At 63.5% G+C, this 23,183-nt stretch carries 18 protein-coding genes and 1 other RNA gene; 9 read left to right on the top strand and 10 right to left on the bottom strand.

The genetic code is table 11. From position 1 onward, the window contains the following. Window positions 1-10: 10 nt before the first annotated feature. From pheA to gyrA, 4 genes are all read right to left on the bottom strand, one after another. The gene (gene pheA, locus RMET_RS03600; protein WP_011515565.1) at window positions 11-1,174 is read right to left on the bottom strand and encodes a prephenate dehydratase; all 1,164 of its coding nucleotides are present in this window, start codon (window positions 1,172-1,174) and stop codon (window positions 11-13) included. Window positions 1,175-1,274: 100 nt separating this feature from the next. Further along, window positions 1,275-2,438: a 3-phosphoserine/phosphohydroxythreonine transaminase gene (gene serC, locus RMET_RS03595; RefSeq protein ID WP_008643651.1), complete on the bottom strand. Its 1,164-nt coding sequence runs from the start codon at window positions 2,436-2,438 to the stop codon at window positions 1,275-1,277. Between the two features lie 157 nt (window positions 2,439-2,595). Beyond that, complete coding sequence (locus RMET_RS03590) at window positions 2,596-3,165, bottom strand: DUF2059 domain-containing protein (protein ID WP_011515564.1); 570 nt, start codon at window positions 3,163-3,165, stop codon at window positions 2,596-2,598. Between the two features lie 82 nt (window positions 3,166-3,247). Further along, the gene (gene gyrA / locus RMET_RS03585) at window positions 3,248-5,941 is read right to left on the bottom strand and encodes a DNA gyrase subunit A (RefSeq protein ID WP_011515563.1); all 2,694 of its coding nucleotides are present in this window, start codon (window positions 5,939-5,941) and stop codon (window positions 3,248-3,250) included. Between the two features lie 446 nt (window positions 5,942-6,387). Between gyrA and ompA the strand changes: the two genes are divergently transcribed. The 4 genes from ompA to ssrA all read left to right on the top strand — a co-directional run bounded on the left by ompA (window position 6,388) and on the right by ssrA (window position 8,978). Beyond that, window positions 6,388-7,041, top strand: a complete 654-nt coding sequence (gene ompA / locus RMET_RS03580) for an outer membrane protein OmpA (RefSeq protein ID WP_008643648.1) — start codon at window positions 6,388-6,390, stop codon at window positions 7,039-7,041. A 100-nt stretch (window positions 7,042-7,141) separates the two neighbouring features. Next, on the top strand, window positions 7,142-7,885 hold the full coding sequence (gene ubiG, locus RMET_RS03575) for a bifunctional 2-polyprenyl-6-hydroxyphenol methylase/3-demethylubiquinol 3-O-methyltransferase UbiG (protein ID WP_011515561.1): 744 nt from the start codon (window positions 7,142-7,144) through the stop codon (window positions 7,883-7,885). 3 nt (window positions 7,886-7,888) lie between these two features. Beyond that, complete coding sequence (gph, locus tag RMET_RS03570) at window positions 7,889-8,545, top strand: phosphoglycolate phosphatase (RefSeq protein ID WP_011515560.1); 657 nt, start codon at window positions 7,889-7,891, stop codon at window positions 8,543-8,545. A gap of 73 nt (window positions 8,546-8,618) precedes the next feature. Next, window positions 8,619-8,978: a transfer-messenger RNA gene (gene ssrA / locus RMET_RS31795) on the top strand. Between the two features lie 79 nt (window positions 8,979-9,057). On the opposite strand, the gene RMET_RS03565 is transcribed toward ssrA, so the two are convergent. After that, window positions 9,058-9,429: a hypothetical protein gene (locus RMET_RS03565; protein ID WP_024570693.1), complete on the bottom strand. Its 372-nt coding sequence runs from the start codon at window positions 9,427-9,429 to the stop codon at window positions 9,058-9,060. 101 nt (window positions 9,430-9,530) lie between these two features. Beyond that, window positions 9,531-9,683 carry a carbohydrate-binding protein gene (locus tag RMET_RS34490; protein WP_409365159.1) on the bottom strand — a complete coding sequence of 51 codons (153 nt, stop codon included), beginning with the start codon at window positions 9,681-9,683 and terminating at the stop codon, window positions 9,531-9,533. A 287-nt stretch (window positions 9,684-9,970) separates the two neighbouring features. Here RMET_RS34490 and RMET_RS03560 point away from each other — a divergent pair, with 287 nt between their 5' ends. Further along, the gene (locus tag RMET_RS03560; protein ID WP_008643644.1) at window positions 9,971-10,372 is read left to right on the top strand and encodes a hypothetical protein; all 402 of its coding nucleotides are present in this window, start codon (window positions 9,971-9,973) and stop codon (window positions 10,370-10,372) included. A gap of 98 nt (window positions 10,373-10,470) precedes the next feature. Here the strand turns inward: RMET_RS03560 and RMET_RS03555 are convergent, their stop codons facing one another. Both RMET_RS03555 and RMET_RS03550 read right to left on the bottom strand, forming a co-directional pair. After that, window positions 10,471-10,941 (bottom strand): cyanophycin metabolism-associated DUF1854 family protein, encoded by a 471-nt coding sequence (locus RMET_RS03555; RefSeq protein ID WP_029309854.1) that lies wholly within the window; start codon window positions 10,939-10,941, stop codon window positions 10,471-10,473. Between the two features lie 34 nt (window positions 10,942-10,975). After that, a complete protein-coding gene (locus RMET_RS03550) occupies window positions 10,976-13,279 on the bottom strand; it encodes a cyanophycin metabolism-associated ABC transporter (protein WP_029309855.1) in 2,304 nt (767 codons plus the stop codon). 294 nt (window positions 13,280-13,573) lie between these two features. On the opposite strand from RMET_RS03550, the gene cphA (RMET_RS03545) reads away from it, so the two are divergent. From cphA (RMET_RS03545) to RMET_RS03535, 3 genes are all read left to right on the top strand, one after another. Then, window positions 13,574-16,225: a cyanophycin synthetase gene (gene cphA, locus RMET_RS03545; RefSeq protein ID WP_011515554.1), complete on the top strand. Its 2,652-nt coding sequence runs from the start codon at window positions 13,574-13,576 to the stop codon at window positions 16,223-16,225. Between the two features lie 36 nt (window positions 16,226-16,261). Continuing rightward, complete coding sequence (cphA, locus tag RMET_RS03540; protein ID WP_011515553.1) at window positions 16,262-18,832, top strand: cyanophycin synthetase; 2,571 nt, start codon at window positions 16,262-16,264, stop codon at window positions 18,830-18,832. 237 nt (window positions 18,833-19,069) lie between these two features. Then, entirely contained in the window at window positions 19,070-19,546 is a 477-nt protein-coding gene (locus tag RMET_RS03535) for an SRPBCC family protein (protein WP_011515552.1), read from the top strand. Between the two features lie 178 nt (window positions 19,547-19,724). Here RMET_RS03535 and RMET_RS03530 read toward each other — a convergent pair whose 3' ends face one another. Further along, entirely contained in the window at window positions 19,725-20,633 is a 909-nt protein-coding gene (locus RMET_RS03530; RefSeq protein ID WP_011515551.1) for a glutamate/aspartate ABC transporter substrate-binding protein, read from the bottom strand. Window positions 20,634-20,721: 88 nt separating this feature from the next. Beyond that, entirely contained in the window at window positions 20,722-21,999 is a 1,278-nt protein-coding gene (locus RMET_RS03525; protein ID WP_011515550.1) for a D-amino acid dehydrogenase, read from the bottom strand. A gap of 192 nt (window positions 22,000-22,191) precedes the next feature. Here RMET_RS03525 and RMET_RS03520 point away from each other — a divergent pair, with 192 nt between their 5' ends. Next, window positions 22,192-23,145 (top strand): LysR substrate-binding domain-containing protein, encoded by a 954-nt coding sequence (locus RMET_RS03520; protein WP_008643631.1) that lies wholly within the window; start codon window positions 22,192-22,194, stop codon window positions 23,143-23,145. The last annotated feature ends 38 nt before the right edge of the window (window positions 23,146-23,183 follow it).

Genomic DNA, 23,183 nt, shown 5'->3' with positions numbered 1-23,183 from the left:
CTCGCTGCCGTTATTTGCTGGATGGATACGAACCCAGGACCTTCAGGTACGCGGCATTGCGACGCAGCATCTCGATCGCGCGCGTCACGGCCGGTTCATGCTGATGGCCTTCCACATCCACGTAGAAGTAGTATTCCCACGCGCCACTGCGCGCCGGGCGCGATTCAAACCTGCACATCGATACGCCGTTCTCGGCCAGTGGTGCCAGCAGTTGATACACGGCGCCCGCCTTGTTCGGCACCGACAGGATCAACGAGGTCTGATCGCTGCCAGAAGGCTCCGTCTCATAGCGGCCGATCACCGCGAAACGGGTGCGATTGTGCGGATCGTCCTGGATGTGCGAACGGATAATGTGCAGGTGATAGCGATTGGCCGCCGTTTCACCGGCAATCGCCGCAACGGTAGGGTCCTCACTGGCCATGCGTGCGGCTTCGGCATTGCTGGACACGGCCTGGCGCTCCAGATGCGGATAGTTCGCGGACAGCCAGTTCTGGCACTGCGCCAGCGCCTGCGCATGGGCACGCACGACGGTCACACCCTTCATGTCCGGCGTGGAAGCCATGAGATTGTGGTGGACCTTCAGCGCGATCTCGCCGCTGATCTTGAGCGACGTCTGCAGGAACAGATCGAGCGTGCGCGACACCGCGCCCTCAGTCGAGTTCTCTACCGGCACCACGCCGTACTCGACGGTACCAGCCTCCACGGCACGGAACACCTCGTCAATGCTGGGGCACGGCACGCCCGTCACCTCGTGGCCGAAGTGCGCGTAGAGCGCCTGCTCGGAGAACGTTCCGGCCGGGCCCAGGAAGGCGATCTCGAGCGGCTTTTCCAGGCCGCGGCACGCGGACATCACCTCGCGCCAAATCGATGCCACGCTTTCGTCGAGCAGCGGTCCGGGATTGGCGCCCTGCACCTTGCGGATCACCTGCAACTCGCGTTCGGGACGAAATACCGGGGCGCCGTACTTCTTCTTGACCTCGCCCACGTCGAGGGCGAGCTGGGCGCGACGATTGAGCAGCGCCAGCAGTTCACGGTCGACGGTGTCGATCTGGGTGCGCAACGGCGCCAGATCGGCCGACAACGCCTGCTCCTGCGCGCTGGGTCCAGGAGCGTCCTGGCGCCCGGCTTCCTGTGCGGGGGCATCGGCGGCGGGGGACTTGTCTTGCTCTGTCATATCAAGGCCTGGCGGGCCGCGCGAAAAGGCGGCCTCGGAAAGTCTGGGGCGAAGCCACGCCGCGCGCATGGCTGTGCGCGGCGCGACGCTTTGACCGCCGTCAGGCGGCGGTACGCTCGAATTCGCGCATGAATTCGATCAGCGCGGTAACACCCTCGAGCGGCATCGCGTTGTAGATGCTTGCACGCATTCCGCCCACGGACTTGTGGCCCTTGAGCTGTACCAGGCCGTTCGCACGCGCCTGGGTCAGGAACGCTTCGTTGCGCGATTCGTCGCGCAGGAAGAACGGTACGTTCATGCGCGAGCGGCAGCTGGGGTCGATTTCGTTACGGTAGAAGTCGCTCTGGTCCAGGAAGTCGTACAGCGCGCGCGCCTTGGCGATATTGCGCTGCTCGATCGCGGGCACACCACCCTGAGCCTTGAGCCACTTGAACACGAGCCCGGCGATGTAGATCGCATAGGTGGGCGGCGTGTTGTACATCGAATCATATTCGGCCACGAGGCGCCAGTTGAACGCCGACGGGCACAGCGGATGCGCGAAACCGATCAGGTCTTCGCGCACGATGACGATCGTCACACCGGCCGGGCCGATGTTCTTCTGGGCGCCACCATAGACCACCTGCACGCGCGACCAGTCGATCGGGCGCGAAAGGATGTGGCTCGACGCATCGGCCACGACGATGCGGCCCTTGTCGTGCGTGCCGGTCTGGCCAATGTCGGGGATTTCCTGGAACTCCGTGCCAACGATCGTCTCATTGGTGCACAGGTGCACGTACGCGGCATCGTCCGACAGCTTCCACGATGCCACATCCGGGATCTTGTGCCACTTTTGGTCCTGGCTCGAAGCCACGATGTTGACTTCGCTGTAGCGACGCGCTTCCTGCTCGGTCTTGACGGACCACGTGCCGGTGACGACGAAATCGGTCTTCGGCTTTGCTGCGTTGATGCGGCTGGCAAGATTCAGCGGTACGATGCCGTTCTCGCCGATCGCACCACCTTGCAGGAACAGGATGCGGAAATTCTTGGGCACCTGCAGCAGTTCGCGCAGGTCAGCCAGCGCCTCGTTGTGAATTCCTTCGAACTCACGGCTGCGGTGGCTCATCTCCATCACAGATACACCCGTGCCGCGCCACGACAGCATTTCCTCGGCGGCCTGATGCAGGACTTCAGTCGGCAGTGCGGCCGGACCAGGCGAGAAATTGAACACGCGCTCGGCCAGGGAACGTTGCAGGCCGACGAGGGCGGGATTCTGGGGATCGTTCATGGAGGGAAGATGGAAAAATGGCTGCCGGTTTGAACCAAGCAGCCATTATCCCTCAAACCCACGCCCCTTGGACACCATGGGTGCCGGCCAAGGGCGGTGTGAGCGGCAGACCAGCCCGGGAGAATGCCCCACAGGCCAGCCGCCGATCACTTGCGGATCACTTCGCAGCGGCGGCGATTTCCTTCTCCGCGGCGTCACGCATCGACTTGCCAACCTGCGGGCCGTACTTCTGCATCATCGAACCCCAGATTTCCTGAGTGGCCTTGCCCTGGTTAGCCATGAACTTCTGGCCGGTCGGCGACTTCAGGAACGTGGTCAGGTCCTTGATTTCCTGCGTGGAGTAGTACTTGCCGAAGGCGTCGTAGTGAGCCTTGAGGGCGTCCTGCTTGAACGCATCGGTCGAGAAGGCCGTGCCGGCGCCATCGACCATGCGCTGTACAGCGCCGTTCTTCTTGAGCTTCTCGACAGCAGCCTGCTTCTGCTTGTCGTTCAGCGTCTTGTTCTCAACCAGCACCTGCTCCAGCACCAGCGGCGCTTCCTGCTTCGCGCCCTGTTGCCAGTTGTCGGCCTGACCCTTCACAGCCTGGTCGGCCTGCATGACGGTCAGCAGTTCCTTGATGGCCGCGGTCTTATCCTTGTCGTCCGCCTGTGCATGCGCGGCTTGCGCCAGCATCATCATCGGAGCAACTGCAGCCAGAACAGCGATACGTCGATAGGTTTTGAGCATTATGACTCCCTGGAAAATACGTCCGGATTAGTCCGCACGGCCGTCTGGCGAGTTCCGGCCGTGGTTCCAATGTTGCAACAAATTACGAATTCGCACCCGCGTCAGTGGCTCCGGCATCGGTGGCGCCCGCGGCATCATCGGCTGCTTCGCCTTCCTCTGCCCCCGAACCGTTGTCCGCGTCGCTTTCCACGATGCGCTGCAGACCCGACAGCTTGGTGCCCTCGTCGACGTTGATCAACGTCACACCCTGCGTGGCACGACCCATCTCGCGGATTTCGGCCACGCGGGTGCGAATCAGCACGCCGCCGGTCGTGATCAGCATGATTTCATCTTCGGGCGAAACCAGCGCCGCAGCCACCACGCGGCCATTGCGCTCGCTCGTCTGGATCGCAATCATGCCCTTGGTGCCACGTCCGTGTCGAGTGTATTCGGAGATCGGAGTGCGCTTGCCGTAACCATTCTCGGTTGCGGTCAGGACGCTGCCCACTGGAGACACGTCTCCCTCTGCCACCGACGATTCCGTTTCCGCGGATTCGGCCGGCGCAACCAGCATGGCGATCACGGCCTGACCTTCATCGAGGTTCATGCCGCGGACACCGCGTGCCTGCCGGCCCATCGGACGCACGTCGTTCTCATCGAATCGCACGGCCTTGCCGGCGTCGGAGAACAGCATGACGTCGTGCTGGCCGTCGGTCACGGCGGCGCCGATCAGGAAGTCGCCCTCATCGAGATCCACGGCGATGATGCCCGCCTTGCGCGGATTCGAGAAATCAGTCAGCACGGTCTTCTTCACCGTGCCACGCGCCGTGGCCATGAAGATGAAGTGCTCGGCATCGAACTGGCGCACCGGCAGGATGACGTTGATCTTCTCGCCGTCGGCCAGCGGGAACATGTTCACGATCGGCCGTCCACGCGAATTGCGCGAGCCCTGTGGCACCTCATAGACCTTCAGCCAGTACAGCCGGCCACGGTTCGAGAAGCACAGGATGTAGTCGTGCGTGTTTGCGACGAACAGCGTGTCGATCCAGTCGTCTTCCTTCGTCGCCGTCGCCAGCTTGCCGCGCCCACCACGCTTCTGCGCGCGGTACTCGGAAATCGGCTGGCTCTTCATATAGCCGGAGTGCGACAGCGTCACGACCATGTCCTGCGGCGTGATCAGGTCCTCGGTATCGAGTTCGGTCGCGTTCAGCTCGATCTGCGAACGGCGCTCGTCACCGAATTCGGCCCGGATCGCTCCAAGCTCTTCGGTGATGATCGTCGTGATGCGCTCCGGGCGGGCCAGGATGTCGAGCAGATCGGCGATCAGGCCCATGACCTCGCGGTACTCCTGGACAATCTTGTCCTGCTCAAGCCCCGTGAGGCGTTGCAGGCGCATTTGCAGGATTTCCTGAGCCTGACCGTCGGACAGTCGATACAGGCCATCCGGCTGCATGCCGAACACAGCCGGCAGACCATCCGGGCGGTACGATGCGCGGCCGCCCGCAGTGTCGCTTTCGGCACGTGCCAGCATTTCGCGCACCAGACCCGAATCCCAGGGCTTCGACATCAGCTCCTGCTTCGCGATCGGCGGCGTCGGCGCAGCCTTGATGATCGCGATGAACTCGTCGATGTTGGCCAGCGCCACGGCCAGGCCTTCCAGCACATGACCGCGCTCGCGCGCCTTGCGCAGCTCGAACACGGTACGGCGGGTGACCACCTCGCGCCGGTGCGACAGGAACGCATCCAGCATCTGGCGCAGGTTCAGCAGGCGCGGCTGACCATCGACCAGGGCCACCATGTTCATGCCGAAGGTGTCCTGGAGCTGGGTGTTCTTATATAGGTTGTTCAGAACAACCTCGGGCACCTCATTGCGCTTGAGTTCGATCACCACGCGCATACCTGACTTGTCAGATTCGTCGCGGATGTCCGAAATACCTTCGACCTTCTTCTCGGTCACCAACTCGGCAATGCGCTCGAGCAGTGTCCGCTTGTTCACCTGGTACGGCAGCTCGTCAACGATGATCGCCTGGCGCTGGCCCCGGTCGATGTCCTCGAAGTGCGTGCGGGCGCGCATGACCACACGGCCACGGCCGGTGCGGTAGCCTTCGCGCACGCCCTGGATGCCATAGATAATGCCGGCGGTCGGAAAATCGGGCGCCGGCACCAATTCGATCAGTTCATCGACGGTGGCATCGGGATTACGCAGCAGATGCAGACAGGCATCGACAACCTCATTGAGGTTATGCGGCGGAATATTGGTGGCCATGCCGACCGCAATACCCGACGAACCATTGATCAGAAGATTCGGAATACGTGCCGGCAAAATGCCAGGCTCTTTCTCCGAACCGTCATAGTTCGGTTCGAAATCGACAGTTTCCTTGTCGATATCCTGAAGCATTTCATGGGCAATCTTCGACAGGCGGATTTCGGTATAACGCATTGCCGCCGCGTTATCTCCGTCCACCGAACCGAAGTTGCCCTGACCGTCGACCAGCATGTAACGCAGGGAGAAATTCTGCGCCATGCGCACGATCGTGTCGTACACCGCGGTATCGCCGTGCGGGTGATATTTACCAATCACATCGCCGACGATACGGGCCGACTTCTTGTACGGCCGGTTCCAGTCGTTGTTGAGCTCATGCATCGCAAACAGCACGCGCCGGTGTACCGGTTTCAGGCCGTCCCGAACGTCGGGAAGCGCGCGCCCCACGATTACGCTCATTGCGTAATCCAGGTATGAGCGGCGCATTTCCTCTTCCAGTGAGACCGGAAGGGTTTCTTTGGCGAATTGATCCATTGCGACGTGGTTTATGCGGCGGGTTTAGGCAAATGGGACTCCGATTCCCGCATGACGGAGACCGGCATACGGCATCGGGCGAACATGGCATTCTATCATGCACGCACCCCCCTTCCCGACCCCGCGGGAACCCCTCACTCCTGCCCCTTGACGGCGCTTTCAGCGACCACCCCCTCACCCGGCAACCCCATATGGGACAAGGCTTTGCGGGCACCGCAAGGCGGATGTTGCACAAACACCACAGGCCCAAAACCGCTTGGTTGAATCGAATATATTTACTTCTTAGGAAACGAGCCTTGTGGCACAATTCCCCAGCGAAGAGCCAGACGTTGTTCGAAGTGGATCATGCTCCACGTCGAGAATGTTATACTCCGAAGAATGTATGACTTGTTTTCGTCCATTTGCTCGCAGTAACCCTGCGGTGATCTCATCCTGAGAGGAGAAATATGAAAAAATTTGCCAAGCTCGCGCTCGTTGCAGCTACCGCAGTAATGGCTGCATCCGCTCAAGCCCAGTCCGTCCCCTATGAAAAGAAGGCAGTGAACGACAACTGGGGCAACGGTACGAGCGAGTACGTGTGGAAGAATGGCACGAACGAGCTCTGCTGGCGCGACAGCTCCTGGACCCCGGCAACGGCCAATGCACAGTGCGATGGCGCGCTGGCTCCGGCTGCTGCGGCTCCGGCCCCGACCCCGGTGGCACCGCCGGTAGTGTCGAGCGAGAAGGTCACTTTCGCTGCTGACACCCTGTTCGACTTCGACAAGGCTGTTCTGAAGCCCGAAGGCAAGGCCAAGCTGGACGACCTGGTTTCGAAGCTGCAAGGCATCACCCTGGAAGTGATCATCGCTGTTGGTCACACCGATTCGTTCGGTTCGGACAAGTACAACGATCGCCTGTCGATCCGTCGTGCTGAGTCGGTCAAGGCCTACCTGGTGAGCAAGGGCGTTGAAGCCAACCGCGTGTACACCGAAGGCAAGGGCAAGCGTCAGCTGAAGGTTGATCCGAAGTCGTGCAAGGGCAACCGCACTGCTCAGATCGCCTGCCAGCAGCCGAACCGTCGCGTGGAAGTCGAAGTGGTCGGCACCCGCAGCGCACGTTAATCGGATCCTCTCCGATGAAAAAAAGCCCAGCGCAAGCTGGGCTTTTTTTTTGGTAAAGTTGCCGCAGACTTCTCACCTGATTTGCCGCTCGCCGGCACCCATGATGTCGCAATCGACCACCCTGCATTCCACTCCCGATACGCCAAGCAGCCGCAACGCCGATCCGAAAGAGATCGACAAGTTCAGCGAGCTGGCCCACCGCTGGTGGGACCCCAACAGCGAGTTCAAGCCGCTGCATGACCTCAACCCGCTGCGCCTGGGCTGGATCGACGACATTGCGCACCTGTCGGGCAAGCAGGTCATCGACGTCGGCTGCGGAGGCGGCATCCTTTCCGAAAGCATGGCCCGCGCGGGCGCTACCGTGCGTGGCATCGACCTGTCGACGAAGGCGCTCAAGGTTGCCGACCTGCACAGCCTGGAATCGGGCGTGGCGGTGACCTACGAGGAGATCGCCGTCGAGGACCTGGCGGCCCGCGCGCCAGCCAGCGTCGACGTGGTGACATGCATGGAAATGCTGGAGCATGTGCCTGACCCCCAGTCGATCGTGCGCGCCTGCATGATGCTCACAAAGCCGGGCGGCTACGTCTTCTTCTCGACCATCAACCGCAACCTCAAAGCGTACCTGCTTGCCGTCGTCGGCGCCGAGTACGTATTGAACATGCTGCCGCGCGGCACGCACGACTACGAGAAATTCATCACACCATCCGAACTCGCCCGCTTCGCGCGAAATGTCGGACTGGACATGATCGAGATGCGCGGCATGACCTACAACCCGTTGACGCAGATCTACTCGCTTGGCCGCGACACCGACGTCAATTACATGATGGCTTTCCGCAAGCCTTGAACCATGATGACGTTCGACGCAGTTTTCTTCGATCTTGACGGCACACTTGCCGATACCGCTCCTGACCTCGCCGCAGCCGCGAACCGGCTGGTCATCAAACATGGCATGTTGCCGGTCGCGTACGAACGGCTTCGTCCGGTAGCTTCGCACGGCGCGCGTGGCCTGCTCGGCGTGGCGTTCGGCAAGCGCCCGGAGGATCCCGAATTCCCGGCCTTGCGCGACGCGTTCCTTGACTACTACGAGGCCGATATCGCCGTCCATACGCGCCTGTTCGAGGGCATGGACCAGGTGCTGGCACAACTGGAGTCCACGGGCATTCGCTGGGGCATCGTGACCAACAAGATTGCCCGCTTCACCGTGCCACTGGTCAATGCGATCGGCCTGACGCCACGCGCCTCGGCCGTGGTCAGCGGTGACACCACCCCTTACGCCAAGCCACACCCCGCACCGCTGCTGCGAGCGGCAGAATTGAGCGGCGTGGCGCCCGGCCGGTGCATATACGTCGGCGACGACCTGCGCGACATTCAGGCTGGCCAGGCCGCCGGCATGACCACGGTCGCCGCGGCATACGGCTACTGCGGCGAAGCCGAACCTCCGGAAACCTGGGGCGCCGACTACCTGATCCGCCATCCCGCGGAGCTGCTACCACTATTCTCCTGACCAAGGAACCGAACCACACAGGGTGCGTCGAAAGCGAGTACAATCCGTTTTCTTTCGCGTTTTGACGCACATTGGGGCCGACCTGGTTTCGACGTGGGTTACAAAGCAGTGGAGGGCATACCGAGGACCCGTCACCTCGTTAATCAATGGGAATGCAATAACTGCTAACGACGAACGTTACGCACTGGCAGCCTAAGGGCCGCCGTCCTCGCACTGGCTCGCTGACGGGCTAGGGTTCGCAAGAACCAGCGAGGTCATTTACGTCAGATAAGCTTCGGGAGTGTCACGGGCCCGAGGACGAAAACCTAGTGACTCGCCGTCGTAGAGCGTGTTCGTCCGCGATGCGCCGGTTAAATCAAATGACAGAACTAAGTATGTAGAACTCTCTGTGGAGGGCTTGCGGACGCGGGTTCGATTCCCGCCGGCTCCACCAAACATGAAACCCAACCGTCACCGGTTGGGTTTTTTTATGCCTGCACGATTCATCACGCGCCGATGTGGCGCGCCCGCCGTCAGTGCATCGACGCGCCATCCAGAGGCATGCCAGCCAGCCGCGCCGCATGAAACGGTTCCACGCCGACCGTCACGCCGAGGTGCGTGTACAGCCGCTCCGCCTGATCAGGCGAAGTAAGCACGCCAGGCATCCATAGCCGCTGCAGCCGCGCCAGGGGTTCGCCCGAGTGCGCGGCAAACGCCTCGGGACCGAACTCCTGAATGGCTTTGAACAGCACGAGACCGACCAGGTACATGTCGCCAGTGTTCAGCGCGATCTCTGCCTGGGCAGTCCAACGCGCTGTGCGATCTTCAATTTTTTCCGCTTCGGCGAAACGCTCTGTCATGGTCGGCATGAAGGCGTCACCCGGCGGGAGAAAGGTAAAACTCATCAAACGACTCCAGTCCCCGTATCTGAACGATGACGGCATTCTTCGCAGAAAACTTAAAAAATCGGAACCGATTCACGCAAGATCCAGCGAAAAAACAACACTTAGCGAACCACACGCCACAAGGCCCGCGTCACCGCTGGGGCCCATCCAGCACTGCGCCACGCCGCATGCCTTTGGAGGCAAACGTAGCGCGTGCCCTGATAAATGACGGCCTGACCAATTTCATACGTGGTCCATACGTGGAGCTCTCGCACCAAGTGTCCAGGCTGCTGCCATTGGACTGCCCTGTCGATCTACCACTGGAACTGCCGTTGCCACCAAAACGTGCGCTTGCGCTGGGTGCGTCCTTGTCGACTTCATAGCGATAGCTGAATACGTCTTGATTTGATCTGTCCGCCAACACCAAGGAGATCGTAATTTCCATCAATCATCGGACACTCTGCCGGCCATCAAGAGAACGACCGATCAACGTCTGTGCCAGCACGCTGACGGGGAACGCTACAATAGGCCATCGCAGTTTCCCCTTCCCCGCATCGCCTCCATGTCTGACCACCCCCGCTTCACCGTGAATCGCTCCGTCTGCCTGCTTGTGCCGGAGCAGCCCTTCCTTGACTGGGTCAAGGCGGTGGATCCCGAACCTGTGCCCACGCTGACGCTCGAGGCCATCCGCGACGACGCCAGCGTGTTCCTGTTGCCCGAGGTAGCAGATACACCTGAGAACGCGCTGCGCTGGGTCGAAAAGCGCTGGCGTACGTTCTTCGAGTTCATGCTCGGGGAATGGTTTGACGACTCGCTATGGCCCCAGCAGATCTCGCTGGAGATGTTCCGCCAGTGGTTCACCCCTCGTTTTCACTCGATGGTGTGGGACATGGCGCCGGACTCGCCGATCGAACTCGAAGACTGGGATGACGAGGACGACCAGGTATCGACGTTGCTGCACTGAGTCGCTTCGCGACTGCGCGACGGTCAGATGAGGAAACGAAAACGGCACGCAATTGCGTGCCGTTTTTCATGCCGTGCCGGGCGATGGCCTTGGCAGCGTCAGAGGAACCGGTCCATGATCTTGCGGCTGGGCTTGTCGAGCGCCATCAGGTCTCGAATCAGATAGTGGATGCCGTGGCTGTCGGATATCAGCAGCGTATTGCCAACGAGCCGGCGGATATCCTCCTCGCCACGCAGCACCAGGTCAGTCTGGCCACGATCGGTCTGCACGGTCCACACGCTCGGCGTGGCATACGTGGAGACGCCCACGATCTTCCGGATTTCGGGCATGAACTCGCGCGCGGCCAGCTCCGCCTCGATCAGTTCGCGGATCGGCGCCGGCAGGCCGTCGAGGCTCGGAATCCAGGCCAGTTCCCGGCCATCCGTACTCATCATGCCAACGCCGCCGTCGGGAGCGGAGATCGGGAAGGCTCGCACTGGCACTACCCCGTCGTGTGACAGGCCATCGGCCAGCGTCAGCACCAGCTTGCCGAAGCTGTTGCGGCTCAGATTGAAGTCAGGCGTCTGCATGGCCGGTTGTTCTTGAGTCTGTTCGGAAGTTTGATTACTGCGCACCGACGGCCTCCTTCGCTTCCGCGACTTCGCCGTCGCTGATCGTATCGGCGTCGGTATCCACGTTGCGCGCCTGTGCCTGGTACAGCTTGTAGTACGCGCCTTCACGCGCCATCAGTTCGTCGTGATTCCCCACTTCGACGATCTGGCCACGATCCATCACCACCAGACGGTCGGCCTTGCGCAGCGTGGAGAGGCGGTGCGCGATGGCGATCGTGGTACGGCCCTGCACGAGATTGTCCAGCGCCTTCTGAATTTCCTTCTCCGTCGTCGTATCCACCGACGAGGTGGCTTCGTCCAGAATCAGGATGCGCGGATTGATCAGCAGCGCGCGGGCGATCGAGATGCGCTGGCGCTCGCCGCCGGACAACGCCTGACCACGTTCTCCCACCAGCGAATCGTAGCCGTGCGGCAGGCGCAGAATGAACTCGTGGGCGTGGGCGGCACGGGCGGCCGCGATGATCTCCTCTCGGGTCGCGTCGGGCTTGCCGTAGGCGATATTGTCGGCGATCGTGCCAAAGAACAGGAACGGCTCCTGCAGGACCAGGCCGATATGGCGGCGGAACTCCGAAACCGGCAGCGAGCGGATATCGACACCGTCCACGCGGATCGCACCTTCGGACACGTCATAGAAACGGCAGATCAGGTTGACCAGCGTGCTCTTGCCCGAGCCGCTATGCCCCACCAGGCCGATCATCTCGCCCGGCTGGATCGACAGGTTCAACCCGCGGATCACGGCACGGTTCCCGTAGCGGAACCCGAGGTCGCGCAATTCGATGGCGCCCTGGACGTTGTCGATGTGCACCGGCTTCTGCGGCTCCGGCACGCTCGACACGTGATCGAGAATATCGAAGATCCGCTTGGCGCCGGCGGCAGCCTTCTGCGTCACCGAGACGATGCGGCTCATCGAATCCAGACGCGTGTAGAAGCGGCTGATATAGGTCAGGAACGCCACCAGCACACCCACGGTGATCGCATCGTGGCTGACCTGCCAGATGCCGAAGATCCAGACCACCAGCAGACCCACCTCGGTCAGGAATGTGACCGTCGGCGTGAACAGCGACCACACCGCGTTGACCCGGTCATTGATGGCCAGGTTGTGCTTGTTCGCCTCGCGAAAGCGCGTCACTTCGCGCTTTTCCTGCGCGAAGGCCTTCACCACCCGGATACCTGGAATCGTATCGGCCAGCACGTTGGTGATCTCCGACCAGATCCGGTCGATCTTCTCGAAGCCATGGCGCAGGCGGTCGCGCACCAGATGGATCATCCACGCGATGAACGGCAGGGGCACCAGCGTAACCAGCGCCAGCCACGGATTGATCGACACGAGGATGATGGACGTCATCGCGATCATCAGCACGTCGGTGGCGAAGTCCAGCAGGTGCAAGGACAGGAATACGCTGATGCGGTCGCTCTCCGAGCCGATGCGCGCCATCAGGTCGCCGGTGCGCTTGCCGCCGAAATACTCGAGCGACAGCTTGAGCAGATGTTCGTAGGTGGTGGTGCGCAGGTCGGCGCTGATCCGCTCCGACACCCGGGCCAGCAGGTAGGTACGTGCCCAGCCCAGCACCCAGGCGACCAGGGCGGCGCCCAGCAGGCCGGCCAGGTAGAGTTTGACAAGGCCGATATCGATCGGCACACCGTTCTGGTAGGGAATCAGCACCTTGTCCATCAGCGGCATGGTCAGGTACGGCGGTACGAGCGTGGCGGCGGTACCCAGCAGTAGCAGGACGAAGCCGCCCAGCAGTTCCCAGCGGTAGGGCCGCGCGAAGCGCCACAGGCGCAGGAGCGCCCATGTCGACGGGGGCGTTTCCAGTTCCCGGCTGCATTGCGGGCACTGTTCCTCGCCCGGCGGCAACGGCGCCTTGCAGGTGGGGCAGATCTCGGTATCGGCTGGCTCCGGGGCGCGGCCCGTTGCCAGGGCGTCGCGACGCGTATCGAACTGGTCGGCCAGTCTCAATGCGTCGGGATTGTAACCAAGCGTATAGCGCCAGCTTGCCAGGCGGCGCTGGCCATCCGACAGTTCCAGCGTGCCCACCCCGGCGTGGTCCCCATGGGCCAGCGTCTGGCCGGCCGTGATTTCCCAGTCCTGGAGGGTTTTTTCACCGGGCGCGCGCGCAATCAGGCGACGGTCCGTCACAACCAGCCACCCTTGGGTAAAATGCAACCTTGCGTCCAGGTCCAGCGTCAGTCCGGCCAGGACGTTTTCCCCAGGCTGCAGGGTGGCGCCGATTTCGGCGCTCCAAGGTCCTTGCAAACCGGGGCTGGGAGGGACGGACGGGGAAGACTGGGTCATTGTTGGCGCGTCAGACAAGAAGCGAAAAGCGAATGAAAAGCGCGTCCGCAATGGGTCCCGAAGGGATCAGCGACGGACATAACTTGAAACAATTTAAGCGGAGCGCCATGTGGCGGCCCGCAATTTTGCCCGCAAGTATACATAACGCAAACAAGCGGAGGAGCCTGGTGCACTGCACAACACGTTCCGGCCAGATCGGGGCAGCCAAGGGTCAACCCTGAAGCCGCCGTAACGTTAACGAAAGGTTAGGCTTCCATTTCTCGGGCATTCAGCCCACTGCCTCAAGCTAAGTCAATGAAAAAGAAGGACATTGAGATTTTCGATGTCATGTCGCTGCGCGGCCCGAATATGTGGACATATCGGCCGGTGCTGGAGGCATGGGTCGATATCGGCGAACTGGAGGATTTCCCCTCCAACACGATTCCGGGGTTCTATGAGCGCCTGTCGGCATGGCTGCCTACGCTGATCGAACACCGCTGCAGCCCGGGGGTGCGCGGCGGCTTTCTGATGCGTCTGAAGGAAGGCACCTGGCCGGGCCACATTCTGGAACACGTCACGCTTGAGCTGCAGAACCTGGCAGGGATGCCGGGCGGCTTCGGCAAGGCCCGCGAGACCCCGATCCGCGGCGTGTACAAGGTCATCGTCCGCGCCTGGCACGAGGAAGTGACGCGCGCAGCGCTGTTCACGGCCCGTGACCTGGTCATGGCCGCCATCGAGGACCGTCCTTTCGACGTGCCCGCCGCGGTGGACAACCTGCGCCGCCTGGTCGACGAACACTGCCTGGGCCCGAGCACGGCCTGCATCGTCGATGCCGCGGATGACCGCGACATTCCGTCGATCCGCCTGTCGGACGGCAACCTCGTCCAGCTCGGCTATGGCGCCCGCCAGCGTCGCATCTGGACGGCCGAGACCGACCGGACCAGCGCCATCGGCGAATCGATCTCGCGCGACAAGGACCTGACCAAGAGCCTGCTGGAATCTTGCGGCGTGCCTGTGCCGGAAGGCCGCATGGTCGAAAGTGCCGAAGACGCCTGGGATGCCGCCGAGGACATCGGCGTGCCCGTGGTGGTCAAGCCGTACGACGGCAACCACGGCCGTGGCGTGTTCACGAACCTGATGACCCGCGAGGAGGTGGAAACGGCCTATGCCGTGGCCATCGAGGAAGGCAGCGGCGTGATCGTCGAGCGTTTCGTACCCGGCAACGAGCACCGCCTGCTGGTCGTGGGCGGCCGCGTTGTCGCCGTCGCGATGGGCGAAACCGCCTCGGTGGTCGGCGACGGCAAGTCGACGATCGACGAGCTGATCGAATCGCAGATCAACTCCGACCCACGTCGGGGCAGCACCGAAGACCATCCGCTGAACCGCGTGCGTCTGGATTCGGCCGCACGCCTGGAACTGAAGCGCCAGGGCTATGCCGACGGCAGCGCCGTGCCGCCGGAAGGCCGCACCGTGCTTATCCAGCGCAACGGCAATGTCGCGTTCGACGTGACCGACCGCGTGCATCCGAGCGTGGCCGCCCATGCCTCGCTGGCCGCGCGCGTGGTGGGTCTCGACATCGCCGGCGTGGACCTCGTCGCGCAGGACATCTCGCGCCCGCTGGCCGAACAACGTGGCGCCATTGTCGAAGTCAACGCCGGCCCGGGCCTGCTGATGCATATCAAGCCCGCCGAAGGCGAGCCGCGCCCGGTGGGCCGTGCCATCGTCGATCACCTGTTCCCGAGCCGGAACGACGTGGAGGACGACGGCCGCATCCCCGTGGTGGGCATTACGGGCACCAACGGCAAGACCGTGGTGGCCAAGCTCGTGGCGCGACTGCTGCAACTGTCGGGCAAACACACGGGTCTGGCCTGCAGCGACGGCCTGTTCCTGGACCGCCGCCAGGTGGAGAAAGGCGGCCGGGGCGACCGCGCGAGCTGGGATGCCGGTCATCGCATTCTGATGAATCGCGCGGTGGAAGCCGCCGTGTTCGAGAACGACAGCGGCATGATCCTGTCGCAGGGCCTGCCCTATGACCGCTGCCAGGTGGGTGTGGTCACGAACTTCGGCAAGCCCGACCACATCGGCGACTTCTACGTCGAAGATGAAGACCGCATGTACAACGTGCTGCGCACGCAGGTGGATGTGGTGCTCAAGACCGGTGTGGCCGTCATCAACGCCGCCGACGCGCGTCTGGTCGAAATGGCCGAGCTGTGCGATGGCGATGTCATCTTCTTCGGCCTGTCCGCCGACCTGCCGGCCATTGCCACGCATCGCGCGGCAGGCAAGCGCGCGGTGTTCGTGCGCGACGGCAAGGTGGTGCTGGCCACCGGCAACAGCGAGACCGCGCTGACCGATGTGTCGGCGATTCCGCTGACCTACGCCGGACGCGTGGCATTCCAGATCGAGAACGTGCTGGCCGCCGTGGCCACGGGTTGGGCGCTCGGTATTTCGAACGACCTGATCCGTGCCGGCATTGTCACGTTCGACGTCGGCCAGGTGGATGTTCCGGGCCGCTTCACGCTGTTCGAGCACCATGGCGCCACCGTGGTGGTGGACGATGCACACAACGCCCCGGCGCTCGAGGCGCTGGCGGCCGCGCTCGACCGCTTTCCGTCCGAGCGCCGGATGCTCGTGTTCGGCGCGGGCGTGCAGCGTCGCGACGAGGACCTGATCGAACAGGGCAAGGTGATTGGGGCCACATTCGACCGCGTGTTCCTGTGCGAGGACCAGAGCGTCAAGCGCGAACTCCCCGAGACCGAGGCGCGCGCGCTGCTCAAGAAGGGCCTGTACGAAGGCCGCCGCGTGACCAAGATCATCGACGAAGGCGCGCGCCGCGCGGCGGTGGAAGCCGCGCTGGCCCAACTCGTGGCGGGTGATCTGCTGGTACTGCAGTGCGACGAGGGCTCGACGGACAGCACGGTGGAACAGGTACACCAGTGGATGGGCCGCGCCGGACGCCGCGCGTGATGCGCGAGCCGGAAAGAAAAACGGAAAACTGATTCTATGGAAGTTTCTCGCATCCGGGCCCTGCGTGGCCCGAACCTCTGGTGTCGTCACACAGCCATCGAAGCCATCGTGGCGTGCTCGGACAAGTCCCTTCGGCTGGCCGAGCTGCCCGGTTTCGAAGACCGCCTGCGCGGGCGTTTTCCGGGCATCGGCCCGCTGCGCCCGGACGATGAGGCAGGATCGCCCTCGATGGCGCATGTGCTCGAAGTGGCAGCCCTGGGCCTGCAAGCCGCGGCCGGCTGCCCGGTGACGTTCAGCAACACCGCGCCGACGCTCGAACCCGGCACCTATCAGGTGGTGGTGCAGTACAGCGAAGAGGAAGTGGGCCGACTGGCATTCAATCTGGCCGAGCAGCTTTGCATCGCCGCGCGCGACGACCTGCCCTTCGACCTGGACGATGCCCTGCATCGCCTGCGTGAACTCGACGAGGATGTGCGCCTGGGTCCGAGCACCGGCTCGATCGTCTACGCCGCCGTGGCGCGTGGCATTCCGTATCGCCGTCTGACGCAGGGCTCGATGGTCCAGTTTGGCTGGGGCAGCAAGCAGCGCCGCATCCAGGCCGCCGAGACCGACATGACCAGCGCGGTGTCCGAATCCATCGCGCAAGACAAGGAACTCACCAAGAGCCTGCTGCACGCGGCAGGCGTGCCGGTGCCGATGGGCCGCTCGGTCTCCAGCGCCGAAGAGGCATGGGCCGCCGCGCAGGAAATCAACGGTCCGGTGGTGGTCAAGCCGCGCGACGGCAACCAGGGCAAGGGCGTGGCCGTGCGCATCCGCACGCGCGAAGAAGTGATGACGGCCTATGAAGTGGCCGCCGATATTTCGTCAGACGTGCTCGTGGAGCGCTACATCCCCGGCCATGACTTCCGCCTGCTCGTGGTGGGCAAGCACCTGGTGGCCGCCGCCCGCCGCGATCCGCCGCAGGTGATTGGCGACGGCGTGCACACCGTGCGCCAGCTCGTGGAAGAAGTGAACCGCGACCCGCGCCGTGGCGAGGGTCATGCCACGTCGCTGACGAAGATCCGCTTCGACGATATCGCGCTGGCCACGCTGGCCAAGCAGGGCCTGAGCGCCGACGCCGTGCCGGCCAAGGGCACCCGCGTGGTCCTGCGCAACAACGCGAACCTGTCGACCGGTGGCAGCGCCACCGACGTCACCGACGACGTGCATCCGGACATCGCCGCGCGCGCCGTGGCGGCCGCGCAAATGGTCGGCCTGGACATCTGCGGCGTCGACGCGGTCTGTGAAACGATGCTCAAGCCGTTCGAGGAGCAGGCTGGCGGCATCGTCGAAGTCAATGCCGCGCCGGGCCTGCGCATGCACCTGCAGCCGTCGTACGGTAAAGGTCGCGCGGTCGGCGAAGCCATCATCTCGACCATGTTCGCCGATGGCGACGATGGCCGCATCCCGGTGGTTGCGGTCTCGGGCACCAACGGCAAGACCACCACGGTGCGCCTGATCACCCATATCCTGGCCTCCAACGGCCTGCGTATGGGCATGACGGGTACCGACGGCGTGTACATCCAGGGCGAACGCATCGATACCGGTGACTGCAGCGGCCCGCGCAGCGCGCGCAACGTGCTGCTGCACCCGGACGTGGACGCCGCCGTGTTCGAAACCGCGCGCGGTGGCCTGCTGCGCGAAGGCCTGGCATTCGACCGCTGCGACGTGGCCGTGGTGACCAACGTTGGCGAAGGTGATCACCTGGGCCTGTCGTACATCAGCACCGTCGAGGACCTGGCCGTGCTGAAGAGCGTGATCGTGCAGAACGTGGCACCGCACGGGATGGCCGTGCTCAACGCCGCGGATGAGATGGTGGCGCGCATGGCCGATGCCTGCCCGGGTACCGTGACGTTCTTCGCGCACGATGCCGGTCTGCCGACGATGGCGCTGCATCGCGCGCAAGGCAGGCGCGTGGTGTTCGTCGAGGGCGACCAGATCGTGGCGACTGAAGGCGACACCGAAGTGCGCATCCCGCTGGCGGACATCCCGCTCACGCGCAACGGCTCGATCGGCTTCCAGGTGGAAAACGCGATGTCGTCGATTGCCGCCGCCTGGGCGCTTGGCATCGACTGGGCGGTGATCCGCCGCGCGCTGGCCACCTTCGTCAACGACGCCGCGACGGCCCCGGGCCGCTTCAACGTGTTCGACTTCAAGGGTGCCACGCTGATCGCCGACTACGGCCACAACCCCGACGCCATCCAGGCGCTGTGCAATGCCGTGGAGACGATGCCGTCGAAGCGACGCGTGGTGGTGATCAGCGGCGCGGGCGACCGACGCGACGAGGACATCCGCAAGCAGACGCAGATCCTGGGTGGCGTGTTCGACGAGGTGGTGCTGTATCAGGACCAGTGCCAGCGCGGCCGCGAGGATGGCGAGGTACTGGCGCTGCTGCGCGAGGGCCTGCAAGGCGCCCAGCGCACGAGCCATGTCGAGGAGATCCGCGGCGAGTTCGTCGCCATCGACACGGCACTGAGCCATCTGCAGCCCGGCGATCTGTGCCTGATCCTGATCGACCAGGTGGAAGAAGCGCTCGACCACATCGCAAAGCGCGTCGCGGGCAACTGATTCCGCCGATTCGGCCGAATCAGTCGCTACGTGGCTTGCACCCCTCTTCCGCCAGGCGGGAGAGGGGCCGGGGAAGCAGGCTTTCCGGCTCGACAACGACGTAACGTTGCCGGAACCACAAGCCCTCCCGCCGACTCTCACCTGCTTGCCGTCCACCGTCATTCGGTGCGACAGTGTCCCTTCTCCCCATCGTTACCGTGACGGCCCCTGCTCCACCCGTCATCGAGGAGATTCCACATGGCTATCCCGCAGACCATCGTCGTCACCTACATCGCCGCCACGCCGGAGCAAGTCTGGGGTGCGCTAACCGACCCCACGCAAAGCACGCAATACTTCTTCGGCCGCCGCGTCGAATCCGACTGGAAGGTCGACAGCCCGTTCGTGCTACGCATGGAAGATGGTCAAGTCGATTCGCAGGGCGTGGTACTGACCGCCGACGCGCCTTACCGGTTGTCCGTCACATGGCGCGTGGAATGGCTCGAGGCATTTCGGCAACTACCGGAAGTGATCGTCACCTGGCAAATCGACGCGCTCGGTGACGAGGCCGTACGCCTGACCGTCAGCGAGACCCATCGGGAGCCGGTTGACGAACAGATCCTGCAGGGCGGCCGCAATGGCTGGCCGATGATCGTGGCGGGCCTGAAAACATGGCTTGAGACGGGACGCCGGCTCAAGCTCGAGACGCCACAGCCGCCGCCCGCGCCGGATCAATGATGTGTCATCGGCGTGCGGGAAAAAAATGAGAAGAGGACGCGATGCTGATGTGCCGTTGTACGGCACGCTGTTGTTCTGGATGCATCGGCCCTCTCCTCTCCTTCCACGTCAACATGTCAACATTGACCAGACGGAAGGAACACCCCGCGCAAATCGCGATACAAGCTGCTGATCGGTCTTACTGGAATGCCTTGTCGTTCGGCTCGGCAAACAGTTGCTTCATGTCCGGCGACAGCGGGTAATTCATATTGATGTTGCGCGGCGGGATCGGCGACTGGAACCACTTCGCGTAAAGCTTCTCGCCGCGGCCGCTGGTCATGATGTCCGCCACCACGCCATCCACCAGTTTCTTGAACGACGGATCGTCCTTGCGGAACATGCAGGCGTAGTTCTCGGTCTGCAGCGGCTTGCCAGCGACCACCCACTCAGCGGCATTCTTGGCCTTGGTGCGCTCGCCGTACAGCAGCGGCTCGTCCATCACGAACGCAGCAGCGCGACCGGACTCGAGAATCAGGAACGCCTGGCCGTGATCCTTGGCGCTGGTCAGGTTCATGTTCATGCCTTCGCCGTTCATCTTGACCAGCAGACGCTCGCCGGTGGTGCCAGCCGTGGTCACCACGTTCTTGTCCTTGAGCTGCGGGAAGTCCGTGACGCCCGAATCCTTCTTCGTCAGCATCCGGATGCCGTAGATGAACAGGCTGTTCGAAAACGCCACCTGCTTCTGGCGCTCAAGGTTGTTCGTGGTGCTGCCGCACTCGATGTCGATGGTGCCGTTCTGCATCAGCGGGATGCGGTTCTGCGACGTGATCGGCGTCAGCTTGACCTGCAGGTTCGGCATGTTCAGTGTCGACTTCACCTTGTCGACGATCGCCAGCAGGTAGTCATGGGAGTAACCCATCACCTCCTTGCCGTCCGAGTACGAGAACGGAATCGACGACTCGCGGTAACCGAGCGAGATCACACCGCTGTCCTTGATCTTCTTGAGCGTATCGCCATCGGCGGCATGTGCGCCGGCAGCGGCGCAGAGCAGCGCAGCGGCGGCCAGCAGGCGGGTGACGGGGGTCGGACGGACAGACAGTGACTTCATGGTTCGGCTCCTTGGTTGGGGCTTGATTTAATGGCACGACTCTCAAACTGCGACTTCCAGCACAACCCGTGTGCGCCCGCGAGAATGACTATGCGAGCGCTGCACTGAAATCTTCGGCATCCACCACCGGCTTGCGGCCAGCCATCCGATCGGCCAGCACACCCGCGCTGCCCATGGCCAGCGTGAAACCCAGCGCGCCGTGGCCAAGGTTCAGCCACAGACCGCGAATGCGTGATTCGCCGATCATCGGCAAACCCGTGGGCGTGGCCGGACGCAGGCCGGCCCACGGCTGCAATGCATCAAGGTCCGCGCCATGGCTCACGTCGCCAAACACCGCACGCGTCTGCGTGACCAGCGTCTGCGCGCGCTCGCGGTCGATCACCACGCCGCCGCGCACGATATCCGCCATCCCCGCCACGCGCAGCGTATCGCCGATGCGCGCATAGACGATCTTGTTGGCGAAGTCCGTCACGCTGATACGTGGCGCCAGCACGCCCTGCCTGATCGGCACCGTGATGCTGTACCCCTTCAGCGGCCACAGCATCGGCCGCACACCGAGCGGCTTGAGCAACGGCACGCTGCCGATGCCGCCCGACACAATCACCGCATCGGCGCGGATATCACCCGCATCGGTGCGCAGGCCCGTCACGCGATCCCCCGCGCGCACCAGTCCGGTCACACGCGTGCCGAAGCGCAGCGTGACACCCGGCCTGCCTTGCAACAGATGGGCCAGTGACACGCAGAAGCGATGGCAATCGCCCACTTCCTCGCTCGGCGTGTGGATCGCACCGACGATGCCCTGCCGAATGCCGGCCAACGCCGGCTCCAGCGCAACCGTGGCATCGCGATCCAATGCCTGCTGTTCGCAACCAAGGCTGGCCTGATAGTCGAGCAGGCGGCAGGCCGATTCGTAGGCCGCCGCATCACGGTGCACGATCAGCTTGCCGCTACGCGCGAAATCGAAACCACCGCCCTCCTGCCGCGCGTCCGGACGATCGACGAAAGCCTGCATCAGATCGCGCGAGTAGAACGACAGGCGCAGCAGCTTGCGCGTGGCGGCCTCGCTTGCCGATGCATTGCACGCCCGAGCGAAAGCCAGCAGCCAGCGCCATTGCGACGGGTCCATGGATGGCCGGAAGCGCATCGGTGAATCGCGATCCAGCAGCCAGCCCGGCACCTTCGACAACACGCCCGGTCCGGCCAGCGGCGCCACATAGCTGTAGCTGAGCTGGCCGCCGTTGGCGAAGCTGGTTTCCTCGCCCGGACCATCATGGCGCTCGACCACGGTGACTTCGTGACCATCGTTGGCCAACCGCCACGCGGAGGTCATGCCGACCACACCGGCACCCACGATCGCTATGCGCATCCGCTTGCCTTGCGTCCTGTTCAAACGATGGGCCAGAGCGTAGAGCACCCGGCGCGGCTTGCCCAATGCCAATACGTGCCAGAATATGTCCTCAAGCTATAGGGGCCCGCCACCCGGGTCTACCCGTAGTGCGGAGCACCATTTCCCGCACCAACACGAACACCAGCGCGAACATTCCCCCGCACCAGAACCATGCGCCTGCGCCAGATTGAAGTGTTCCGTGCCGTAATGCTGACCGGTACCGTCAGCGAGGCGGCGCGCCTGCTCCATGTGTCCCAGCCCGTGGTCAGCCGCGTACTGCAGCATGCGGAATCGTCGCTGGGCTTCCGCCTGTTCGATCGCCAGCGCGGCAGGCTGCAGCCGACGCCGGAAGCGCTTGCGCTCTATGGCGATGTCGAAAGGCTATATGGTGAGATCGAGCGTGTGCGGCGCGTATCGGAAAGCCTGCGCCACAAGGGCACGGGACGCCTGCGCGTGGCCGCCACGCCAAGCCTGGCCAACCCGCTGCTGGTGCCGGCGGTGCGCCGCTTCTGCGCGCGGCATCCGGAAACCCAGGTTCAGGTGCTGACGCACCATACGAGCGAGATCGTCGAGGCGCTGCTGGCCAACCAGATCGACGTGGGCTTCGCCTTTTCGCCGCCCAGGCACGAGGCAATCACCAGCGAGCCCGTGGCCGCCGGGCGAATGCTGCTGGCCGTGCCACGCCCGCAGGCACTGCCCTCGGGCGGCCGGCGCGGCATCGTGTCGATCCGCAAGCTGATGGAGCGGCCGTTCATCGGCTATGACGACGACAGCTCGCTAGGGCTGCTGGTCCGGCAAACGCTGGCCCGGCACGCGCTGGAACCACATTCGACGCTCGAGGTCCAAACCTATTCCCTCGCGCTGGCCCTGGTGGATGCGGGCCTGGGCGTCACGCTGCTCGACCAGTACACCGCGTTGAGCGCCAATCCGGCCAATGTCGCGCTGCACGACGTGCAACCCGAATTGCCGTTCGAAATCCAGATGCTGCGCGCCACCCATCGTGGCAAATCGAGCCTGGTCGATGATATGCGGACACAGTTCGCGGCCGCCGCCTCGGCGCTGGCCGCGACGCTCGACGATCGTCTGGATTCGCCCGTCGTCCAGTTTGATCCTGCCCCGCGCTGACTGGCAGACATTTACCAGACAATTGACAGGCCCCCGCC

This window comes from Cupriavidus metallidurans CH34 (genome assembly GCF_000196015.1).
Taxonomy (GTDB): Bacteria; Pseudomonadota; Gammaproteobacteria; order Burkholderiales; family Burkholderiaceae; genus Cupriavidus; species Cupriavidus metallidurans.
Note: the sequence above shows the minus strand (reverse complement) of the source record. Positions and strands in the feature narration are given on the sequence as shown.